The organism is Arthrobacter hankyongi (assembly GCF_022012395.1).
GTDB lineage: Bacteria > Actinomycetota > Actinomycetes > Actinomycetales > Micrococcaceae > Crystallibacter > Crystallibacter hankyongi.
The window spans coordinates 609,683-628,186 of sequence record NZ_JAKLTQ010000001.1; the positions used below are offsets into that span (position 1 = coordinate 609,683).

Sequence of the window (18,504 nt, forward strand, 5' to 3'; positions counted from 1 at the left end):
CTTTCATGCGAGAGTCCGGAAGTAAGGCAACACAAATCCACACCCATCAGCCTTCAGGCAAAACCAAGCTGGACCGGCGCACCATCCTCGAAGCAGGCGCCGACTTTATCGACCAACATGGCGTGCGGGAACTTTCCATGCGCCGGCTGGGGGCGGCCCTGGGCGTCGAGGCGATGTCCCTCTACCGGCACGTACCATCGCGGGAAAACCTGCTGGACGGGATTGTGGAGCTGATCATGGACCAGCTCTACGGCGATCCCGAGGTGTACCTGGAACCGCGGAACGGCTGGCAGGACTATTTGTTCCGGCTGGCCCACGGCCTGCGGCGGATGGCGCTGGCACATCCCCGGATCTTCCCCCTGGTGGCCACCCGGCCCCCAGAAGCACCGTGGGTGCGCCCGCCGCTGCGGAGCCTGCGCTGGATCGACTCCTTCCTCGGCGCACTGACCTCCTCCGGCTTCCGCCCCGAGGCGGCCGTCGCCGCTTACCGGGCATTCAGCAGCTTCCTGTTGGGCCACCTGCTCCTGGAAGTGGCGGCCCTGGGCGCCGAAATCGGCCCGGTCGAGACTGATGACGGGCAGGCGCAGGAAACCGGTGACCTCAGCGAATACCCGCAGGTCCTGCAGCTGCAGGACCTGCTGTCCGAGGACCGGTCTGCGGACGAGTTCGAGGAGTCCCTGGAGAATTTGCTGGAGCGCCTCGGCACCTTGATTCGGTAGCGAGCCGCACCCCAGATCCGCCGCGCGGCACCTGCCCACCACATATCCCCACGAAACGCAACGTTGCACCGAGATGCTAAGCATGCTTTGCTTACATCGTAAACAAGCTTTCCCGATGAATTTCGGAGCGGACCCCGGCCAGCCCGGCGGGTCCGCGGAAAAGGCAGGAGGAAGAGATGGTTACTCTTGATGAGCCCCCGGCGCTGCAGCCCGCAGACCTCGGCGCAGACCGCGATATGGCGGCCGATGCGGAAGCGGACGACGCGCTGCTGACCACGCTGGCTACCCGGATGCACTGCCGCCGGCCCATGCAGGTGGTGGAAGATGCCGAGGTTCCTCCCCTGAGCCAGCCGCTCACCATCGGGATTCTGGCTCCCGATGAAGCCCCGCGCAAAGGCCAAGCACCCGGACAAGGCACCGTCACCTACCGCTGCGCCTGCGGGTTCACCATCGATGTCCCGGCGATGACCGGGCAGACGGTCGCCGCCTGAGCCGGTTCCATTTCAACTAGCCACCGGAGAGTTCCATGCCGAGTAGCAGTTTTTTGCCCAACGCCAGCACCAGCGCCAGCGCCACCGAGCAGGACGAATCTTCCGCCGCCAACCGGCACGCCCCGGCTCCGGATGATGAGCGGAAACCTGACAGCCCCACCGACATCCAGAAACCGGCATGGAAATACGTCCTCAAGCGCACCTTCCGGGAATTCTCCCGGGACCAGTGCACGGACCTTGCGGCGGCGCTGACGTACTTCGGTGTCCTGTCCCTGTTCCCCGCGCTCCTGGCCCTGGTATCCCTGTTGGGCGTCGTTGGCCAGGCCGAACAGACCACCCAGACGATGATGCGGGTAGTGCAAGGAGTGGCCAGCCCCGAAGTGGCCCAGGCCCTGCGGCAGCCGATCGAGCAACTGGCCAGTGCGCCGTCGGCCGGCTTTGCCCTGATCGCCGGTCTGGCTGGCGCCATCTGGTCCGCCTCCGGCTACGTCGGCGCCTTCGGGCGGGCGATGAACCGGATCTATGAAATCGACGAGGGCAGGCCGTTCTGGAAGCTGCGTCCGGTGATCCTGCTGATCACCGTGGTGATGCTGCTGCTGGCAGTGATCGCGGCCATCCTGCTGATCGTTTCGGGCCCGCTCGCGGAAACCCTCGGCAACGCCATCGGCTTGGGCGGACCTGCCCTGGCGGCGTGGAACATCGCCAAATGGCCGGTCCTGCTGGCCTTCGCCGTCCTGATGATTGCGGTGCTGTACTACGCGACCCCGAACGTGAAACAGCCCAAGTTCCGCTGGATGAGCCTGGGTTCGCTGATCGCGCTGGTGTTGTTGGGCCTGGCGACCTTGGGCTTTTTCTTCTACGTGTCCAACTTCGGCCATTACAACAAGACCTATGGTGCCATCGGCGGTGTGATCGTCCTGCTGCTTTGGCTTTGGATCGCCAACAACTCCCTGCTGTTCGGCGCCGAGTTCGACGCCGAAATGGAGCGCGGACGCCAATTGCAGGCCGGAATCGAGGCCGAGGACGCCATCCAGCTGCCGCCACGGGACACCAAGGCGAGCGACAAGCGACTCGAAAAGGAAAAGGAGGATATCCACCGCGGCCGTGCTCTCCGGCAGGAGAACGGCAACAGCGAGCACTAGGACTTGAGGCAGCTAGTACATGCCCCGGAATGGAGAAGGCTATGACCACCCAGAACTGGCAGGAACCGGCAACGCTCGGAACTGAAAACCTCGCGGTCCAGGAAACCGAACTGACCGGAAGCCCCTCGGCGGCTTCCACCGCCAAGGATGAAGCAAAGGACGTAGCGCGGGAAGGCGCAGGCGCCACGAAGCACGTAGCGGGCACCGCCGCGGCAGAGGCCAGGAATATTGCCCAGGAGACCGGAACGCAGGCCAAAAATCTGGCGGACCAGTTCGGAACGCACCTGAAGGACCAGGCCGGGGCGCAGCAACAGAAAGTCGCCGAAGGCCTGAGGTCCATCAGTGACGAGCTGCGCAACATGGCGCAGGGCTCACAGGACTACGGCCCCGCGGCGAGTCTGGTCGACCAGGCTGCCCGGCGCACCGAGAACGTGGCCAACTGGCTCGAGGCCCGGGACCCGGGATCGCTGCTGGCAGAAGTTGAGGATTTTGGTCGCAGGCGGCCGGGAGCCTTCCTGGCCATCGCTGCCGGTGCGGGCCTGCTGGCAGGCCGGCTCACCCGCGGCATCGCCGGTGTACAGTCCGCCGGACAGCCTGCTCCGGCGGTACGGGCACCGCAGCCCGCGGCGCCCGTAGTCGAAGAACGGACGGCAGGCGGATTCGGAGCCCCGGCCACCGCCGTCGGCAGCCAACCGACCGCCACCGGCAGCGGGCCGTTCAACGACCCCTCGGGGGATGAGCTAACGATCCTGCCGGGCGCCCCGCTGCAGGCCACAGATCCTGACAGGAGGCTTCCATAGCCATGACCGAACCCCACCCCACCGGAGCCCACGCCTACCAGCCCGCGCCGACCGAAGCGGAGCTGAAAGCCGAGACCCAGTCGCTGGGCGACATCATGGGCGACGTGACCCGGGATGTTTCCACGCTCATGCGTCAGGAAGTCGAACTGGCTAAAGCCGAGCTGAAGGAATCAGCCAGCAAAGCAGGCAAAGGCGCAGGCATGTACGCCGGCGCCGGCATCGCCGGCCATTTCACCCTGCTTTTCCTGTCCGTGGCCCTGATGTGGGCGCTGGCCTACCTGATCGGCCTCGGCTTGGCGGCCGTGGTGGTCGCCGTGATCTGGGCGATCATCGCCGCCGTCCTGGCTGCCAGGGGCAAAACGGCAATGCAGGCGGTGCGCGGCATGCCGCAGACGGCGGAAACGATCCAGGAAATCCCCCCTACTCTGAAACCAAGTGCGGAAACCCCATGACACAGACTCCAGAAGAAATCCGGGCCGAGATCGAACGTACCCGTGCCGGGCTCGGGACAAACGTCGACGCCCTCGCAGACAAGGTCAGTCCCTCCAGTATCGCCCAGCGCCAGGGCCGGAAAGTCCGCGACACCGTGAACAAAGTCAAGAGCAGCGTCATGGGCGCGGCCGACGACACCGCTGGATCGGCGAAGGCCGGCGTCCATAAGGCCGCGAACACCGTCTCGGATGCGGCCCGCCAGACGGGCGAAGCGGTCCAGGACGCCCCGCACCGGATCGCGGACCAGGCCCGGGGCAATCCCCTGGCTGCCGGGTTAATTGCCTTCGGCGCCGGCCTGCTGGCCTCCTCGCTCGTCCCGGCCAGCGAGAAAGAGAAGGAACTGGCTGCCGCGCTGCAGGAGAAGGTCGAGCCGCTGAAGTCCGAAGTCACCGACGCCGTCAAGCAAGTGGCCCGGGACCTGAAGGAACCGGCGCAGGACGCCGTGCAGTCGGTTAAGGAAACCGCCACCGACGGGGCACAGCACGTCAAGGAGGAGGGCACCTCCGCCGCCAGGGACGTGAAGGACCGTGCGCAGGAGGCCAAGGCCAACGTCCAGGACACCGGCACCCCCGCCTGATGCGGTAGCTCCACCAGCACCTCGCACCATAGCCACCCTGGAACCGACCGGCGGCACCTGCATGGCGCCGCCGGGAACCACGCCGGGCGCGTCTGCGCCTGGCGGAAACGAAGGAAGTGCAATGATCGCAAGAGAACACATTGACCGTCTTGTCGGCAGCAACGCCAACGTGGTCGATTCCGAAGGCAACAAGATCGGCTCCCTCGGACAGCTCTATCTGGACGACCAGACCGACATACCGAACTGGGCCACGGTTAAGACCGGCCTGTTTGGTATGTCCGAAACCTTCTTCCCTCTCAACGACGCCATGACCGACGGCGACGACGTCCGAGTTCCCTACAGCAAGGACCAAATCAAGGACGCCCCGCGCGTGGATCCGGACGACCATCTCAGCGAGGCCGACGAGGACCGGCTGTATCAGCACTACGGCCTGGCCGGTGCCCGTTCCGCCAGCACTGGCGACACCGGTACCGCCGGGTACGCCGACACTGACGGAATGGCCGGCACCGAAGGCTACGAAGCCACATCCGGAACCGCCGGGACCGGCCACGACACCTCCGGCCCCACCACCGACGATGCGATGACCCGTTCCGTGGAACAGCTCCACGTCGGCAGGGAAACCCGGGAAACCGGCCGGGCCCGGCTGCGCAAGTACGTCGTGACCGAGAACGTCACCCAGACGGTCCCGGTCAGCCATGAAGAGGTCGTCGTCGAGCGCGAGCCCATTACCGGCGCCAATCGCGGTGCCGCCGTGTCCGGCTCGGAGCTGAGCGAGGAAGAGCACGAGGTCATCCTGCACGAGGAACGCCCCGTGGTCGAGAAGGAAACCGTCCCGGTTGAGCGCGTCCGTCTCGGTACCGAGACCGTCACCGACGAAGAGACCGTCTCCGAGCAGGTCCGCAAGGAGCAGATCGAGGCCGACGGCACCGGCCGGCGCAGCACCGACCGCCGGGACCGCGAGCTCTAAAACGCATCGGCGTTTGGGAGGGGAAGGGCACACCGGCCCTTCCCCTCCCTGACTAGTGTCCCTGTACCACAACGAGCCCGAAGCTCCCCCCCCTCGCGGCGTACTACCCGGACCGCGATGCTCTGGACGGCGACCATCGGCGCCCTGGTGCTGCTGATACTGCTCATCATCTTCATCGCCCAGAACCAGCACACCGTCCCGCTGCACTACTTCGCATTCGACGGAACGGTCTCGCTCGGCCTGGCCCTGTTCATTGCCGCCGTCCGCGGCGGGGTGCTGGGGGTCATTGTGGGCGCCGCCCGGATCATCCAGCTGCGGCTGCAGGCCCGCTCGGGCCACCGCCGGAAGCCATAACTCCGCCACGACCGCGGACCCGCGGGTTAGCATGCGGTTATGAAGGCAATCGGAGTCACAGAGTTCGGCGGGCCGGAGGCCCTGCACGTCCATGATCTGCCCGATCCCCATCCGGGCCCGGGCGAGGCGCGCCTGAGGGTGGCGGCCGCCTCCGTCAACCCCACGGACACCGTGGTCCGCACCGGGGTGCGCGGCCGCGGCGACCAGCAGCCACCGCACATCCCCGGCATGGATGCCGCCGGCGTCGTCGACGAGGTCGGCGAGGGCAGCCGCTGGCAGGTCGGCGACCTGGTCATGGCCATCGCCCTGCCCTTCGGCGAGCACCGCGGCGCCTACGCCGAATACCTCGTGGGCCCGGACGACTCCATGGCGCGCAGCCCCGCCGGCATGGACTTTCCCCATGCCGCCACCCTGCCGATGAACGGCCTGACCGCCATGCAGATCCTGGAACGGCTTGACCTGCGTCCGGGACAGGTGCTGGCCGTGACCGGCGCTGCCGGCACCCTGGGCAACTACCTGGTCCAACTGGCCAAGCACGCCGGCCTGACCGTCGTCGCCGACGCGGCGGAGCATGACCGGATCCTCGTAGCCGGTTTGGGCCCGGACCACATTGTCCGCCGCGGCGATGACGTCGCGGAGCGGATCCGCGAACTGTTCCCGGACGGCGTCGACGGCCTCGCCGATGCCGCCGTTCTGCTCGGCAAGGCTGCCCCGGCCGTGAAGGACGACGGCGGCATCGCCGCCGTACGGGAATGGCACGACGCCGAGCCCGGCCGCGGTATCACCGTCCATCCGATCCGGGTGGCGCTGGAGTACCACTCCGGCGAAAAGCTGGACCGGATCCGGGCCCTGGCCGAGGAAGGCGTGCTTATCCCCCGCGTCGCCGTCACCCTGCCGGCCGAGGAAGCGGCCGAGGCGCACCGGCGGCTCGAGGCAGGCGGCTTGCGCGGCCGGATCGTGCTGACCTTCTGACCCCCCAAGAAATCGACCTGACGGATAACGCCCTTCCCAGCCTTGATAACGGCGTCATCTGGCCAGTCGATCGGCATGCGGTGCGCGGCCTTGTCCGCCGCCGGGTCGCCTGCCAGGCCGCCGGCAGCCGTCCGGCTCCCGCGCTCAGGCCCGGGAAAACTCGCCCGCCGCGGCGACCTGTTCCGGCGTCGGGCGGACACCGGTGTACAGGACGAACTGCTCGGCGGCCTGCAGGGTGATCACCTCCGCGCCCGTGATCACGTTTTTGCCTGCCGCGCGGGCGGCCCGGATCAGCGGCGTCTCGGCCGGGAAGGCGACGACGTCGAACACCGTCTGTGCCGCGGCGACGGCTTCCGTGCTGTAGGCCAAGGCGTCCTCGTCCGGCCCGGCCATGCCCAGCGGCGTCACATTGATGAGCAGGTCGGCCCGGCCCTCCCCCGGGTCCGGCCGCCAGCCAAAACCGTACAGTCCCGCCAGGCTCCGGCCGGCCTGCTCGTTGCGGGCCACAATCGTGACGTCGGCGAACCCGTTGTCGCGGAGTGCGGCCGCCACCGCCTTGGCCATGCCGCCGGAACCCCGCAGCATCACGCTGGAGGCTGCCGGCACCCTGTGCTGCTGCAGCAGGCTGGCGACCGCCAGGTAGTCGGTGTTGTACGCGGTCAGCACGCCGTCGTCGTTCACGATGGTGTTCACCGACTCGATCGCGGACGCGGACAGATCCATCCGGTCCACCAGCGGAATGACGTCCTCCTTGAACGGCATCGACACCGAGCAGCCGCGGATCCCCAGCGCCCGGATACCGCCGATCGCCGCCGGCAGGTCCGTGGTGGTGAAGGCCTTGTAGATAAAGTTCAGACCTAGCTCGCCGTAGAGGTAGTTGTGGAAGCGCGTCCCGATATTGCTCGGACGGGCAGCGAGCGAGATGCACAGCGTCATGTCTTTATTCAGGATCGGCACGCTCCAAGGCTACCCGCCCCACCCCGCCATCGACCGGGCGGATGACGACCTTTTCGGCGTTGAAAACGGAGTTATCCGTCGAGTCGATTGGAGGGATGGGGAGGGTGGGGTGGTTAGTCCTGCTTCATCCTTAGTCGGGCATCATCATGGTGCGCAGGTCGAGTTGTCGGAGGACCCGGTCTGCCACTTCGGGGTCCGTATCGGGCTCGTTGCGCGCCTCCAGCACTTCCTGGCGCGCCGCTGCCAGCGCGATGGTCTGCACCGCAATGACCAGCTCCCGGTCCTCGTCGCGCTGTTTGCGCTTCACCCCCACCGGGATGGCGCCCATCAGGTCCGCGCGCAGGCGCTTCATCCGGACCCGCACCAGGTCCAGCTTCTCCTCGGGCAGGTCCTGGACCACGTCGGCGTCCTGCAGCGCCGCGACCGCCGCGTCCTGCGCCCGGCTGGCCAGCACCAGCGCCGCCTCACGTTCCTCCTGGCCGGTGGTGTGCGCCTTGAGCACCTTCATCAGCCAGGGCAGCGTCAGGCCGGGCAGCACCAGCGTGGCCAGCAGTACCGCGCAGGCGATCACGATGATCTCGTGCCGGGCCCGGAACTCCTCGCCGGTGGCCAGTGTGGCCGGCAGGGACAGCGCCAGCGCCAGCGTGGCCAGGCCGCGCATCCCGCACCAGGACAGGATCAGCACGTCCTTCCAGCGCGTCGGCGGCAGCGACCCTTCCCGCCGGCGGCCGAACCACATGGCCAGGTACATCCAGCCGAAGCGCACGGCGACCACCAGCACGCAGACCGTCACGGCGGTGCCGATCATGCCGAAGATCGCGGTGCCCTCCGCTTCGATGACCTTGTGCATCTCCAGCCCCATCAGGCCGAAGGCCAGCCCGGTGACGAGCATCTCCACCACGTCCCAGAAGGCGGTGCGCGTGATCCGCTCGGCGGCGTCCTGCGGCCGCGCGCGGCGCTTGATCTCCAGCGCGGTGACGACGACGGCGATCACGCCGGAGGCATGCAGCTCCTCGGCCAGGATGTAGACCGCGAACGGCACCACCAGGGTGACGGCGCTGCGCGCCACCAGCGAATGGATGAAGCGGGTGACCGCCTTCGTCAGCCAGCCCGCCGCGTAGCCGAGCACGACGGCGATGGCCGCGCCGAGCAGGAAGCGCAGCAGTACGTCGGGCCCGATCTCGGTCCCGGCGACCGTGGCCCCGGCGGCGGCCTGGAAGATCACGATCGCCGCGGCGTCGTTGAACAGGCCCTCGCTCTGCAGCGTGGTCAGCAGCCGGCGCGGCATGTGCACACGCCCGGCCACGGACTCCACCGCCACCGGGTCCGGCGGCGCCACCATCGCGCCCAGCGCAATCGCCCCCGCAAGCCCGATTCCCGGGATCAGCAGCCACGCCGCCGACGCCACGAACGCCACCGTCACCACCACCAGCGCGACTGCGAACATCAGGATGGTCCGCCAGCGGATCCGGAACACGGACCAGGAACTGCGCTGCGCCGTCGCGAACAGCAGCGGCGGCAGGAACAAAGGCAGGATCAGCTCCGGCTTGATATGCAACGCCGGGAACCCGGGGATGAACGTCACGGCCGCGGCCAGCAGCAGCATCAGCACCGGATATGGCAGCCGCAGCCGTTCGCCCAGGCCCACCGCCAGCACGGTGGCAAACAACAGTCCGATTATGAGCGCAAGCTGCTCCAAGGGCACGGCCTCCCGATGGTAGGCAAGGGGTTCCCGTTAAACCTACCGGTGGTGCCTGTGTGTTCCCCGGCAGGTCGGTCAGCGACCGCGCGCCGCCTCGGCCGCATAACCACCGAGGCCGTTTTCCAGCAGGCTGATGGCGCGTTCGGCCTGGCCGTCAACCTCCTGGGCCAGACGCTGCAGGTCCGTGCCCTGCAGGATGCCGCGCCGGGTGGCGGCGACCAGCATCCGGTGCACTCCCATCATCGCGTTGGCGGCCACCCACGGGACGGCGTCGTCCGCCCCGGCGCTGGTTTCCTCGGCGAGCAGGCCGGCGAGCGCCGCCGTGTGCGTGACGAAGACCTGTTCCTCGCGCCGCTGCAGCGCCGGACTCGCCGCGATCAGCCGGGCGATCCCGGCCAGCTGCTCGCGTGCCCCGGCGCCGCCCTCATGCAGCAGCCCCCGGCCGCCGCGCAGGAACCGGCCGAAGGCGGCGAGCGCGCTCTCCCCCGCACCGCGCTCCCGGATGGCCGCGAGCAGTTGAGCCTCGAAGACCTCCAGCCCCCGGTAGACCAGATCCTCCTTGGTCCGGAAATGGTTGAATACCGTCTGCTCCGAGACGTCGGCCGCCGCGGCGATCTGGGCCACCGTCACGCCGTCGAACCCGTGCTCAAGGAACAGCCCCCTAGCAGTTTCGGCAATCCGCTCCATGGTCTGCTGCTTCTTGCGCGCCCGCCGGCCGGTCTCCGGCGGCGTGGTCGGGGCCTCGGTCATCAACTGGGTCCTTCCCTCATTGCTGTAGCTACTCTAAAATTATAGTCACCCTAAGTTTAAATGTCGGCACACCAGGAGCAACCACATGAACAACGTGACCGGAACCTCCCCCGCCACGCAAGAGCTGCCGGTGCGGCGCCGCCGGCTGGGACGGCGCACCCTGCTGACCCTGCTGACCGCCCACATCGTCGTGTCGGTCGGACTGCTCGGCGACTCGGCGGGATTCCTCGCCGTCGCCATCCGCCGGGCCACCTCGGACAACCCGGCCGTCGTCGAGGCCTCACACGAACTGCTCGGCATGTTCGCCCTGGTCTTCGGCATTCCGCTCAGTTTCCTCGCGCTGCTCACCGGCACCGCACTGGGCCTGGGCACCCGCTGGGGCGTGTTCCGCTACCCATGGGTGATCGCCAAGCTGCTGCTGATCGTGTCCGTGATTGTGGTCGGCGCGACCGTGCTGCGCCCGGTCCTCGCCGGCGGCGCGCAACTCGACGGCGGCACCCTGATCGCCGGGGCGGCGTACGACGTCGTGGCGCTCACCGTGGCGACGGCGCTGGGCGTGTTCAAGCCCGGACGGACGCTGCGCCGACGTCAGCCCGTTCCCACCGCCGCCTCCTGACCGATGCCGGCGGCGGCTGCATGCTGATCGTGGACGCGTCCAACGCCCAGCGGTACCATCAGCAGAACCGACGGGATTTCCAGAGGTTCCTATGTCAAGCGTTACTACGTGGGCCCTCTTGCGGCGGGTTGTCTTCCTGCTGGCCGCGGTGGCTCTTGTGCCCGTAACGGCTGCGTTTTCCTTGGGCGCCGCCTCCTCCGCTGTCGCCCGCTCCCCTATCTCCCAAACCGCCGACGGCTGGACTCCGGAACGTTGGCAACCACGCGATGACGGGGTGGACTGGGACCCAGCCAAGGTGACCCCGTTCACCGCGGCGCAACTGGGGACCTGCGAGGCCGGGGGCCACGCTGAGTGGTCCGCTGCCGACGGTCATCAGGCCGGCCTGTCGTGGGCCCGCTGCCGGGATGCCGCATCGGCGGCGGCGTTCATCCCCAATACGATGCTTGCCTACCTTCGGTTTCCGGACCGGGAGGTGCCACCCGTCTTCGGCCCGGAGATCGACGTCGCGGCATACACCGACCAAGGCGCATACCTCGAGCGATACTGGAGCCAGGGTCCCGTCTATCTGTCGGTGGCCCGTGAATGCCGCGCCGGGACCGATTGTGCCGCGGCCACGAAGCGCTACGTACGTGAACTGTCGGCCCTCCGCGACGAAGCCGTCAACCGGCTGCCCGTCATCAAAGCGCCGCCGGGTGACCCGCTGTCCCGGTTCCGGCCCGCCGGGGCGCCGGAGGACTGGGTCCTCGTGGAGGCCAAGCCGTTGCAGGGGTCCGACTACGTGGACACGGAGTGCGAAAACGGCGGCAGCGAATCGTGGGTGGGGCGGAACACTACCCGCACTACCGTGTTCTGGATGCAATGCGCCAACCCGACATTGGCATTCCAGGCGTACTCCACAAAATGGGCCGCGGCGAGCGACTTCGCGGCGCGGCCCCAGCTGTCCGGCGCACTCGGCCCAGGTCTCGACCAGGCCGGCGTGTACGCAGGCGGCCGGGGCATCAGCCGGTCCTGGGTACAGGGCTCCAGCTACATCAACGTGGACCGTTACTGCGCCAACCCGCCGTTCGACGCCTGTACCGAAGGCTCGCGCCTCGATGCCCAGACCTTGCGCGCACTGCTCCCGGGGTCAGTGCAGCCCGACACCCGGGGCTCCGATCTGGTACGTGATGCGGCACTGTTCTTCGTGGTGCTTCCCCTGCTCACGCTGCTGTTGCTCTTCCTGCCGCGCTGGTGGTGGAACCGACGGCGCCAGAGCGGCTACGCAACGGGGCCGACGACGGCGCGTTTCTCCGCCGTCGACCGCCTCGCCGGGCGCGCCCGCCGCGGCCTCCTGGCCAGGCGGGGCGTACTCACCGTTGTCGTCGTGGGCGGTTGGCTAGGAGGTCTCTTCGCCCTTTCGCCGTATAATAATTACTGGCTACTCGCATGGTTCTTCTGCGGGCCCTTTGTCCTGGCCATCGCGGTCAGTGGCCTGCTATGGCTGGTCTGGCGCCCTGGGCCGCTGCTGCGAATCGCCTCCGGCCCGGCGGGGCCGCCGACGCCGGCCTCGGTCGCGGGCGCACTACTTCGCGCTCTGGCCCGTGGTATTGCCGCATTCGCCATCTTCTACTACCTGATCTGCACTCTTATGCTCCTGCTGGTGCGCAGCCGGACCCCGGTGACGAACGAACGAGTGATCCGGGGTTTGTTCGAAGGCGGACCATTGCAAATAGCGATGGGAGCGACGCAATGGCTTGCGGTTCGCCTGGACGCCAGGGGCGGCTACGGGCTCCTGTTCCTGGCGGTACTCGTGGCACCGATAACGGCGGCCTACCTACTCGACCGGCTCGGCCGCCGGCTTCGGCGGCGCTCACTCACCGCGGTGTTGGACGCCGACACCCGCCCCTATTTCCTCTACCTGCGCGGCTTCGACGAAGACAGGCTGCGCGTTTCGTCTTCGCTCACCCGCCGGGGCTTCATCGAATCGTTCACGCCGTTCGGCCGGCCGCGCTTCGAGGAGGTGCTGGTGCGGTATCTCAGCCGCTTCGGACCGGTAATCGCCATTTCCCCGCGCGACCAACGGGTTCCTGATCTGGGCGCGGCCAAACTCTCGCTCAGCGGGGATGCCTGGCAGGACCGGGTACGGGAATGGGTCGGCGGCGCCCAGGCCGTTGTCATGGCGGCCACTCCGTCCGAGGTACGCCGCGGCTTGGAGTGGGAGATCGACTATCTCGCCGGGGTCGACACCCCGCGCCTGATGCTGGTGGTGGCGCCGTGGCCGCGCGATGAACTCGCTGCCCGCTGGCGGGGCTTCCTCAAGCACGCCGGCCGCTGGCCCCTATTCGCCCCGCTCCAAACGGAGGAGATGCCCAGCGGCGTGCAGCTCATTACTTGGACCTGCGAAGAGGGCTGGCATGGCTACGGCGCCCGGCGCCGGTGGGACTGGACCTATGCGGCATCCATTCTGTCGGCGGTGCAGGATGCAGAGCAGTCGTGGACCGCGGACCGCGAACGCGAAGAAGCCGCCGGCTTGCCGGGAAACTGAGCAGCGACGCAACTTGGGAAGACCTGGCCTTACAGCTTCTGCATCATGACCGGGGCGGACGTGGGCTGCGGCGAACCGCCGACCGGCTCGATCGTAATGCCCAGGTGGGTGGCGCCGGCCACGTCCGGGAGCATGGTCATGCTGGTCCGGCCGGCCTTGTCCGGGTGGATGATCCCGGCCGGCTTCGCGCTGCCGTCCGACATCAGCCAGAGTTCGTAGGCCTGGCCCTCGGCCAACGACGGCAGGTTCTGTGTGATGACGGCGCCCTTGCCGGCCCGGGCGGACATCGCCACGGTCACCACGGCCCCGTCCGGCATCCGCCCGGGGATGACCTTCGAATCCGGGGCCATCAGCAGCGCCATCACCTCGGCGTGCTCGGCCGCGAGCGCCTGCATCTGCTGCTCGGTCCGCTGCTGCTCGCCGGCCAGGCTGACCGCCCAGCCGCCCAGCACCCCGGCGGCCACGAGCAGGACCGCGGCCGCGGCACCCAGCCAGCGCGCCGCCGTCGTGCTCCGGCCCCGGCCCGGCCCGGTACCGGCCCGGTCGGACGGGCCCCGGCCCGGCCCCGCAGCGGCGCCGCCCCGGCCGGGCGCATTATGCCGGGCGGCCAGGTCCGTCACCACGGCGTCGCCCGGCAGCTGCCGGGTGTTGCGGATCGAGGCCATCACCTTGGACTTCAATTCCGGCGGCGGGACGGCCGCGGGCGTGCCGTAGGCCAGCAGCGCCGCGGTTTCGCTCAGCCCGCGGACTTCCTCGCGGGTATCCTCGGCGGCCAGCGCATGGCGCTCGAAGGCGGCCCGTTCGGACTCGTCGAGGGCATTGAGGGCGTACGCGCCGGTCAACAGGTGCAACTGCTCGTCCATCACGCCACTCCCAACTTATCCCGCAGGCGGATCATGCCATCGCGGATCCGCGTCTTCACCGTTCCCACCGGCACGTCCAGCATCGTGGCGACCTCCCGGTGGGTGTGGCCGCCGTAGTAGGCCAGCGTGATCGCCTCGCGCTGGGTCTCGGTCAGGCTCTCCAGGGCCTTCGCGACGCGCTCGGACTCCAGCCGCAGTTCGACCGTTTCGGCCACGTCGTCGTAGCTGTCCCGGTACTCCTTGATGCCCTGGCGCAGGTCCCGGTCCGCGCTGGCCTGGCTGGCCCGGACCCGGTCCACCGCCCGCCGGTGGGCGATCACCAGGATCCAGGACAGCGCCTTGCCCCGGTCGGCGTCGAACCGGGCGGCCTGCTGCCAGATTTCCACGAACACCTCCTGTGTCACTTCCTCGCTCTGCGCCTCATCCCGGACCACCCGGCGCACCAAGCCGAAGATGGTGGGCGCGACCGCGTCGTAGAGCGTCTCGAAGGCAGCCTCGTCGCCCAGGGCCACGCGCCGGATGAGTTCCTCGGGGGTCGGGTCAGGGGCGGAGTCCACGGACCGCGACCACGGCAATTGCATGGCATCAAGGTTCTCATGCCCGTCGGCCACGAATGCTCCTCCCTGCTGTGTCGGCGCGCGGTTCACGTTCCGGTGCGGCTGCCGGGGTCGGGGACGACGGCGGCGGGCTCCGGTCCGCCGTCGTCCCCCTCATCGCCGGGCGCGGCCCCGGCGGGCGGCCGGCCTACTTGGCCGGGGGCATCAGGACTTCATCGATCAGGTAGACGGTGGCGTTGGCGGTCTTGACCCCGCCGCAGACCACCTTGGCGCCGTTGACCATCAGGTTGTCCCCGCTGCCGGTCACCTTCACGGCCGTGCCCTCGACCGTCTTGTGACTGCCGGGCACATCGGCCGGCGCCAACTGGCCCTGCACCACATGGTAGGTCAGCACCTTGTTGAGTGCCGCGTCATCGGCCTTCAGGGTTTTCAGCGTGGCCGCCGGGACCTGCTCGAAGGCCTGGTCCACTGGGGCGAAGACCGTGTACTGGCCACTGTCCAGCGTGTCCACCAGGTTGACCTTGGGGTTCAGCTTCCCGGATACCGCCGCGGTGAGCTGGGTCAGCATCGGGTTGTGCGAGGCGGCCACTGCCACCGGGTCCTGCGCCATGCCTTCCATCGAGCCCATTCCGCTCGGCACGGCCTTGGCGTAGGCAGCGCAGCCCGGGCCCACCATCGCCGCTGCCGCGGCGGAGCCGGTGCCCATGGATCCGGTGCCCATCGGTTCGCTGCCCATGGACTGCCCGGGCGCCATCGACCCGGCGGGCGTGCCGGTCCCGGCGCCGCTGCCGCAGGCGGCCAGGCTCAGACCCGCCACTGCGAGGCCCAAAGCCCCGAAAGTTCTCTTGCTGTACTTCAACATTGCCTTGCTCCCTTGAGATGCGGCGGGAGTTCCCGCCTGCTGTTCCCGGGGCGCCTCCGGGCTGTCATGGGGTATTCGGAACGGTCCGACGGGTGGATTGGCCGGATTCGGAAATTTGTTGGCTGCGCAGTCCGGTTCAGCCCTGGACCGTGACCTGGACGCTGTGCCAGCCGGTGGCCCCGTCCGGGATCGGGTCCGCGCGCTGCTCGGTCTGCAGCCCGTTGACCTTGTCCCAGGCGCGCACCCGCAGCGTGTGGGTGCCCGGCTCGGCCTGCCAGCGGTAGGACCACTGCCGCCAGCTATCCACACTGGCCTCCGCGGCGAGCACCGCGTCCTGCCACGCGCCGTCGTCGACCTGGACCTGGACCCGGTCGATCCCCCGGTGCTGCGCCCACGCCGTGCCGCCCACCGCCACCATGCCCGGCTGCAGCTGCGCGAACGCCCGCGGCGCCTCGATCCGCGACGCCGTCTTCACCGGCCCCTTGGCGGACCAGCCGCGGTCCGTCCAGTACGCCGTCTTGTCCGCGAAGCGGGTGACCTCCAGGTCTGTGACCCACTTCGTTGCCGAGACGAAGCCGTACAGGCCCGGCACCACCATCCGCACCGGGAAACCGTGCTCCAGCGGCAGCGGTTCGCCGTTCATCCCGATGGCCAGCAGCGCATTCCGGCCGTCCTGCAGCACCTCAAGCGGCGTGGACGCCGTGAAGCCGTCGCTGCTGGTGGAGAGCACCATGTCTGCCCCCGGCAGCGGCCGGGCCCGGCTGAGGACGTTCTTCAGCGGGTAGCCAAGCCACTTGGCATTGCCGGCCAGACTCCCGCCCACCACATTGGAAACGCAGGTCAGCGTCGTGTAGGACTCGATGAGCTCTGCGTCCAGCAGGTCCTGGAAGTTCATGGTGAATTCCCGTTCCACCATGCCGTGCACCCGCAGCTGCCAGGTCTTCGGGTCCAGCATCGGCACCGCCAGCGCCGTGTCGATCCGGTAGAAGTCCTGGTTCGGCGTGATGTACGGGCCTACTCCCTGTGCCGTTGATTGGACGCCAGCCGGCAGCGGCGGAGCCTTTTTCGCGGCTGCCGGGAGCCGCATTAGCCGGCGGGCTTCCTCGACCGTGCGGCGCGCACCCGCCAGGGCCGACCCCGCCGCTCCCGCGAGGACGGCCGCGGCCGCCAGCAGGCCCGCGGTGGCGAAGAAGGAGCGGCGGGACGGGTCCGTTGCGGTGGGTGGCTCTTGGGCCGGGACATTTGGTGGGGCCGCGCCTGCGGGCACCGCAGCAGTCATGTTCACAGGCACCGCCGCAACGGCGGGTGCCGGAATCCGGTTCACCAGCAGCCGCAGCGAGATCAATCCAGCCAGGACACCCACCGCCGTCGGGATCAGGTCCGCCGGCACGGCCCCGGCCCGCGTGATCACCGCCGCCGCCATCACGACCCCCAGCAGCACCACCGCCAACGCGCCCCACACCCAGCGCTTCCACGCCAGCACCCCGACCAGGCACGCCAGCACTGCCATCACCACGCCCATGGAAATGAACAGCACCAGCTTGTCCGCCGTGCCGAACGTGTCCACCGCGAAGTTCTTCAGCCAGACCGGCGTGAAGTCGATGAACGCCGCGCCCAGCGCCACCAGCGGCGACGCCAGCGCGCGGAACCAGGCGCCGACCAACTGGGCTACACCCAGCAGTACGCCGGCCGAGACTAGGCCTGCCAGCGCAGCTTCAACGGCGGGCAGCGGGATGCGCTTGAGAGTCTTCACGTTCGGTATTCGGAGCCGAGGGGTGGAGGTATTGGCCGCGTTTAGGAAATTCGCTTTCCTCAGCTCCGAGACGACTAGCAGCTGGCTGTCGGGTTAGGAGATGGACGTCTCTTTGGGTGAGCGGTCTCATCCGCCCATAGGGATAGTGCTCGCCTCTAAGGTGACGCCGTTTCCTTCCGCAGTGAGCTCTGGGGTGTCTGCGGTGTCGGATGTACCGACTACAGTTCAACTTGAATCCGGCAACACTGCCACGAGATTGGGCGTGCCGGGAGCTGTCGGAAGGTACTGTAGGACGGAAATGAGCGAAACATCCCCTGCCCCCTTTGCGCGCGACGTCACGGGCAACTCGATCACCATGTTGGACCTATTCGCCGGGGCGGGCGGACTCACAAATGGCTTTTACTCTGCTGACAAACGGTTCGTTACCAAGCGGGCAGTGGAGTTCGATGCGGCTGCTGCCGCATCATTCGAGGCGACCTTTGGACGCAAAGTGTATGCAGGTCCTATCCAGGACTGGCTGCAGGAGGAGAAGACTCCCCAAGTCGATGTTGTCATAGGGGGCCCTCCTTGCCAGGGGTTTTCCCTGCTAGGCAAACGCGATGAGAACGACTTGCGAAATCAACTCTGGCGTCAATACGCCGAGACTCTACGAAAGGCGCAGCCGAAGTACTTCGTCGTAGAGAACGTGGCCACTTTCGTGAAGTCTCCACAACTCGTCGATTTCTACGAGGCCACCCGACCGAATGGACTCCTTGCTGATTACGACTTCGACTGGCAAGTACTGAACGCAGCGGACTACGGAGCCCCACAGGCACGCAAGCGCGCCATCCTCATCGGTTATCGACGTGACATGGACAAGCCTGAGTTCCCTGTGCCCACTCATGCCCGCAAACATGTGACGGTTCGGCAAGCTTTCGACGGGATCCCACACCGTGCCGATCGGCGGGAACTAGGGGAAGCCCGTACCGAGACGGCTACACGCATCATGCCCGGGCCCTTCAAGACGACAGAACTCCATCTGGACCGCGAATATCAGACGATCTCGCTGAAGCGGTTTGCTGCGATTCCTCCTGGGGGAAATCGTATGGATCTACCGGAGGATTTGAAGGCTAATTGCTGGGTGGGCCATACATCCGGATCGGGAGATGTTATGGGACGTCTGCACTGGGACAAGCCCTCTGTGACTATCCGCACCGAATTCTTCAAACCCGAGAAGGGCCGCTATCTGCATCCTGAGGCCAACCGCGCAATTACACATCTCGAAGCAGCGCGGTTGCAGGGCTTCTATGACGAGCACCGCTGGGTGGGGTCAAAGACAGCCATTGCGAAGCAAATCGGAAACGCCGTACCTCGTTGGCTGGGACAGGCGATTGCACGAAGCTTGCTCCCCTACGTCGGCTAGGAAC

General features: G+C 67.9%; 19 protein-coding genes. 12 read left to right on the forward strand and 7 right to left on the reverse strand.

Features of this window, described 5'->3' with window-relative positions; genetic code table 11:
- Positions 1–5 precede the first annotated feature (5 nt).
- From LVY72_RS02790 to LVY72_RS02830, 9 genes are all read left to right on the forward strand, one after another.
- Entirely contained in the window at positions 6–719 is a 714-nt protein-coding gene (locus tag LVY72_RS02790) for a TetR/AcrR family transcriptional regulator (RefSeq protein ID WP_237817922.1), read from the forward strand.
- Between the two features lie 176 nt (positions 720–895).
- Positions 896–1,210 (forward strand): hypothetical protein, encoded by a 315-nt coding sequence (locus tag LVY72_RS02795; protein WP_237817923.1) that lies wholly within the window; start codon positions 896–898, stop codon positions 1,208–1,210.
- A 35-nt stretch (positions 1,211–1,245) separates the two neighbouring features.
- Positions 1,246–2,352: a YihY/virulence factor BrkB family protein gene (locus tag LVY72_RS02800; protein ID WP_237817924.1), complete on the forward strand. Its 1,107-nt coding sequence runs from the start codon at positions 1,246–1,248 to the stop codon at positions 2,350–2,352.
- A 41-nt stretch (positions 2,353–2,393) separates the two neighbouring features.
- On the forward strand, positions 2,394–3,152 hold the full coding sequence (locus LVY72_RS02805; RefSeq protein WP_237817925.1) for a hypothetical protein: 759 nt from the start codon (positions 2,394–2,396) through the stop codon (positions 3,150–3,152).
- Between the two features lie 2 nt (positions 3,153–3,154).
- Positions 3,155–3,604 carry a phage holin family protein gene (locus LVY72_RS02810; RefSeq protein ID WP_237817926.1) on the forward strand — a complete coding sequence of 150 codons (450 nt, stop codon included), beginning with the start codon at positions 3,155–3,157 and terminating at the stop codon, positions 3,602–3,604.
- On the forward strand, positions 3,601–4,221 hold the full coding sequence (locus LVY72_RS02815) for a DUF3618 domain-containing protein (protein ID WP_237817927.1): 621 nt from the start codon (positions 3,601–3,603) through the stop codon (positions 4,219–4,221). Before LVY72_RS02810 ends, LVY72_RS02815 begins: the two co-directional genes overlap by 4 nt.
- Before the next feature lie 121 nt (positions 4,222–4,342).
- On the forward strand, positions 4,343–5,188 hold the full coding sequence (locus tag LVY72_RS02820) for a YsnF/AvaK domain-containing protein (RefSeq protein ID WP_237817928.1): 846 nt from the start codon (positions 4,343–4,345) through the stop codon (positions 5,186–5,188).
- Positions 5,189–5,305: 117 nt separating this feature from the next.
- On the forward strand, positions 5,306–5,542 hold the full coding sequence (locus LVY72_RS02825) for a lipopolysaccharide assembly protein LapA domain-containing protein (RefSeq protein WP_237817929.1): 237 nt from the start codon (positions 5,306–5,308) through the stop codon (positions 5,540–5,542).
- A 39-nt stretch (positions 5,543–5,581) separates the two neighbouring features.
- Complete coding sequence (locus LVY72_RS02830; RefSeq protein WP_237817930.1) at positions 5,582–6,514, forward strand: NADP-dependent oxidoreductase; 933 nt, start codon at positions 5,582–5,584, stop codon at positions 6,512–6,514.
- 144 nt (positions 6,515–6,658) lie between these two features.
- On the opposite strand, the gene LVY72_RS02835 is transcribed toward LVY72_RS02830, so the two are convergent.
- From LVY72_RS02835 to LVY72_RS02845, 3 genes are all read right to left on the reverse strand, one after another.
- Positions 6,659–7,471, reverse strand: coding sequence for a shikimate 5-dehydrogenase (locus tag LVY72_RS02835; protein WP_237817931.1), 813 nt, complete (start codon positions 7,469–7,471; stop codon positions 6,659–6,661).
- Between the two features lie 130 nt (positions 7,472–7,601).
- A complete protein-coding gene (locus LVY72_RS02840) occupies positions 7,602–9,170 on the reverse strand; it encodes a Na+/H+ antiporter (protein WP_237818166.1) in 1,569 nt (522 codons plus the stop codon).
- 78 nt (positions 9,171–9,248) lie between these two features.
- Positions 9,249–9,923 carry a TetR/AcrR family transcriptional regulator gene (locus tag LVY72_RS02845; RefSeq protein ID WP_237817932.1) on the reverse strand — a complete coding sequence of 225 codons (675 nt, stop codon included), beginning with the start codon at positions 9,921–9,923 and terminating at the stop codon, positions 9,249–9,251.
- Between the two features lie 85 nt (positions 9,924–10,008).
- Here LVY72_RS02845 and LVY72_RS02850 point away from each other — a divergent pair, with 85 nt between their 5' ends.
- A complete protein-coding gene (locus LVY72_RS02850) occupies positions 10,009–10,539 on the forward strand; it encodes a hypothetical protein (protein ID WP_237817933.1) in 531 nt (176 codons plus the stop codon).
- Between the two features lie 274 nt (positions 10,540–10,813).
- Entirely contained in the window at positions 10,814–13,063 is a 2,250-nt protein-coding gene (locus tag LVY72_RS02855) for a hypothetical protein (RefSeq protein ID WP_237817934.1), read from the forward strand.
- A gap of 29 nt (positions 13,064–13,092) precedes the next feature.
- Here the strand turns inward: LVY72_RS02855 and LVY72_RS02860 are convergent, their stop codons facing one another.
- From LVY72_RS02860 to LVY72_RS02875, 4 genes are all read right to left on the reverse strand, one after another.
- Positions 13,093–13,926: an anti-sigma factor gene (locus tag LVY72_RS02860; protein WP_237817935.1), complete on the reverse strand. Its 834-nt coding sequence runs from the start codon at positions 13,924–13,926 to the stop codon at positions 13,093–13,095.
- Positions 13,926–14,507 (reverse strand): ECF RNA polymerase sigma factor SigK, encoded by a 582-nt coding sequence (gene sigK / locus LVY72_RS02865; RefSeq protein ID WP_237818167.1) that lies wholly within the window; start codon positions 14,505–14,507, stop codon positions 13,926–13,928. The genes LVY72_RS02860 and sigK overlap by 1 nt, the downstream gene beginning before the upstream one ends.
- 163 nt (positions 14,508–14,670) lie before the next feature.
- Entirely contained in the window at positions 14,671–15,345 is a 675-nt protein-coding gene (locus LVY72_RS02870; protein WP_237817936.1) for a fasciclin domain-containing protein, read from the reverse strand.
- Between the two features lie 136 nt (positions 15,346–15,481).
- The gene (locus tag LVY72_RS02875) at positions 15,482–17,098 is read right to left on the reverse strand and encodes a molybdopterin-dependent oxidoreductase (RefSeq protein ID WP_237817937.1); all 1,617 of its coding nucleotides are present in this window, start codon (positions 17,096–17,098) and stop codon (positions 15,482–15,484) included.
- 298 nt (positions 17,099–17,396) lie between these two features.
- Here LVY72_RS02875 and LVY72_RS02880 point away from each other — a divergent pair, with 298 nt between their 5' ends.
- On the forward strand, positions 17,397–18,500 hold the full coding sequence (locus LVY72_RS02880; protein WP_237817938.1) for a DNA cytosine methyltransferase: 1,104 nt from the start codon (positions 17,397–17,399) through the stop codon (positions 18,498–18,500).
- The last annotated feature ends 4 nt before the right edge of the window (positions 18,501–18,504 follow it).

Excerpts from the sequence above, each read along its gene's own strand:
- LVY72_RS02845 (WP_237817932.1), bottom strand. The coding sequence starts at position 9,923 with ATGACCGAGGCCCCGACCACGCCGCCGGAGACCGGCCGGCGGGCGCGC.
- LVY72_RS02810 (WP_237817926.1), top strand. The coding sequence starts at position 3,155 with ATGACCGAACCCCACCCCACCGGAGCCCACGCCTACCAGCCCGCGCCG.
- LVY72_RS02790 (WP_237817922.1), top strand. The coding sequence starts at position 6 with ATGCGAGAGTCCGGAAGTAAGGCAACACAAATCCACACCCATCAGCCT.
- LVY72_RS02815 (WP_237817927.1), top strand. The coding sequence starts at position 3,601 with ATGACACAGACTCCAGAAGAAATCCGGGCCGAGATCGAACGTACCCGT.
- sigK (WP_237818167.1), bottom strand. The coding sequence starts at position 14,507 with ATGCAATTGCCGTGGTCGCGGTCCGTGGACTCCGCCCCTGACCCGACC.
- LVY72_RS02805 (WP_237817925.1), top strand. The coding sequence starts at position 2,394 with ATGACCACCCAGAACTGGCAGGAACCGGCAACGCTCGGAACTGAAAAC.
- LVY72_RS02830 (WP_237817930.1), top strand. The coding sequence starts at position 5,582 with ATGAAGGCAATCGGAGTCACAGAGTTCGGCGGGCCGGAGGCCCTGCAC.
- LVY72_RS02820 (WP_237817928.1), top strand. The coding sequence starts at position 4,343 with ATGATCGCAAGAGAACACATTGACCGTCTTGTCGGCAGCAACGCCAAC.
- LVY72_RS02880 (WP_237817938.1), top strand. The coding sequence starts at position 17,397 with ATGAGCGAAACATCCCCTGCCCCCTTTGCGCGCGACGTCACGGGCAAC.
- LVY72_RS02825 (WP_237817929.1), top strand. The coding sequence starts at position 5,306 with ATGCTCTGGACGGCGACCATCGGCGCCCTGGTGCTGCTGATACTGCTC.
- LVY72_RS02800 (WP_237817924.1), top strand. The coding sequence starts at position 1,246 with ATGCCGAGTAGCAGTTTTTTGCCCAACGCCAGCACCAGCGCCAGCGCC.
- LVY72_RS02860 (WP_237817935.1), bottom strand. The coding sequence starts at position 13,926 with ATGGACGAGCAGTTGCACCTGTTGACCGGCGCGTACGCCCTCAATGCC.
- LVY72_RS02870 (WP_237817936.1), bottom strand. The coding sequence starts at position 15,345 with ATGTTGAAGTACAGCAAGAGAACTTTCGGGGCTTTGGGCCTCGCAGTG.
- LVY72_RS02850 (WP_237817933.1), top strand. The coding sequence starts at position 10,009 with ATGAACAACGTGACCGGAACCTCCCCCGCCACGCAAGAGCTGCCGGTG.
- LVY72_RS02795 (WP_237817923.1), top strand. The coding sequence starts at position 896 with ATGGTTACTCTTGATGAGCCCCCGGCGCTGCAGCCCGCAGACCTCGGC.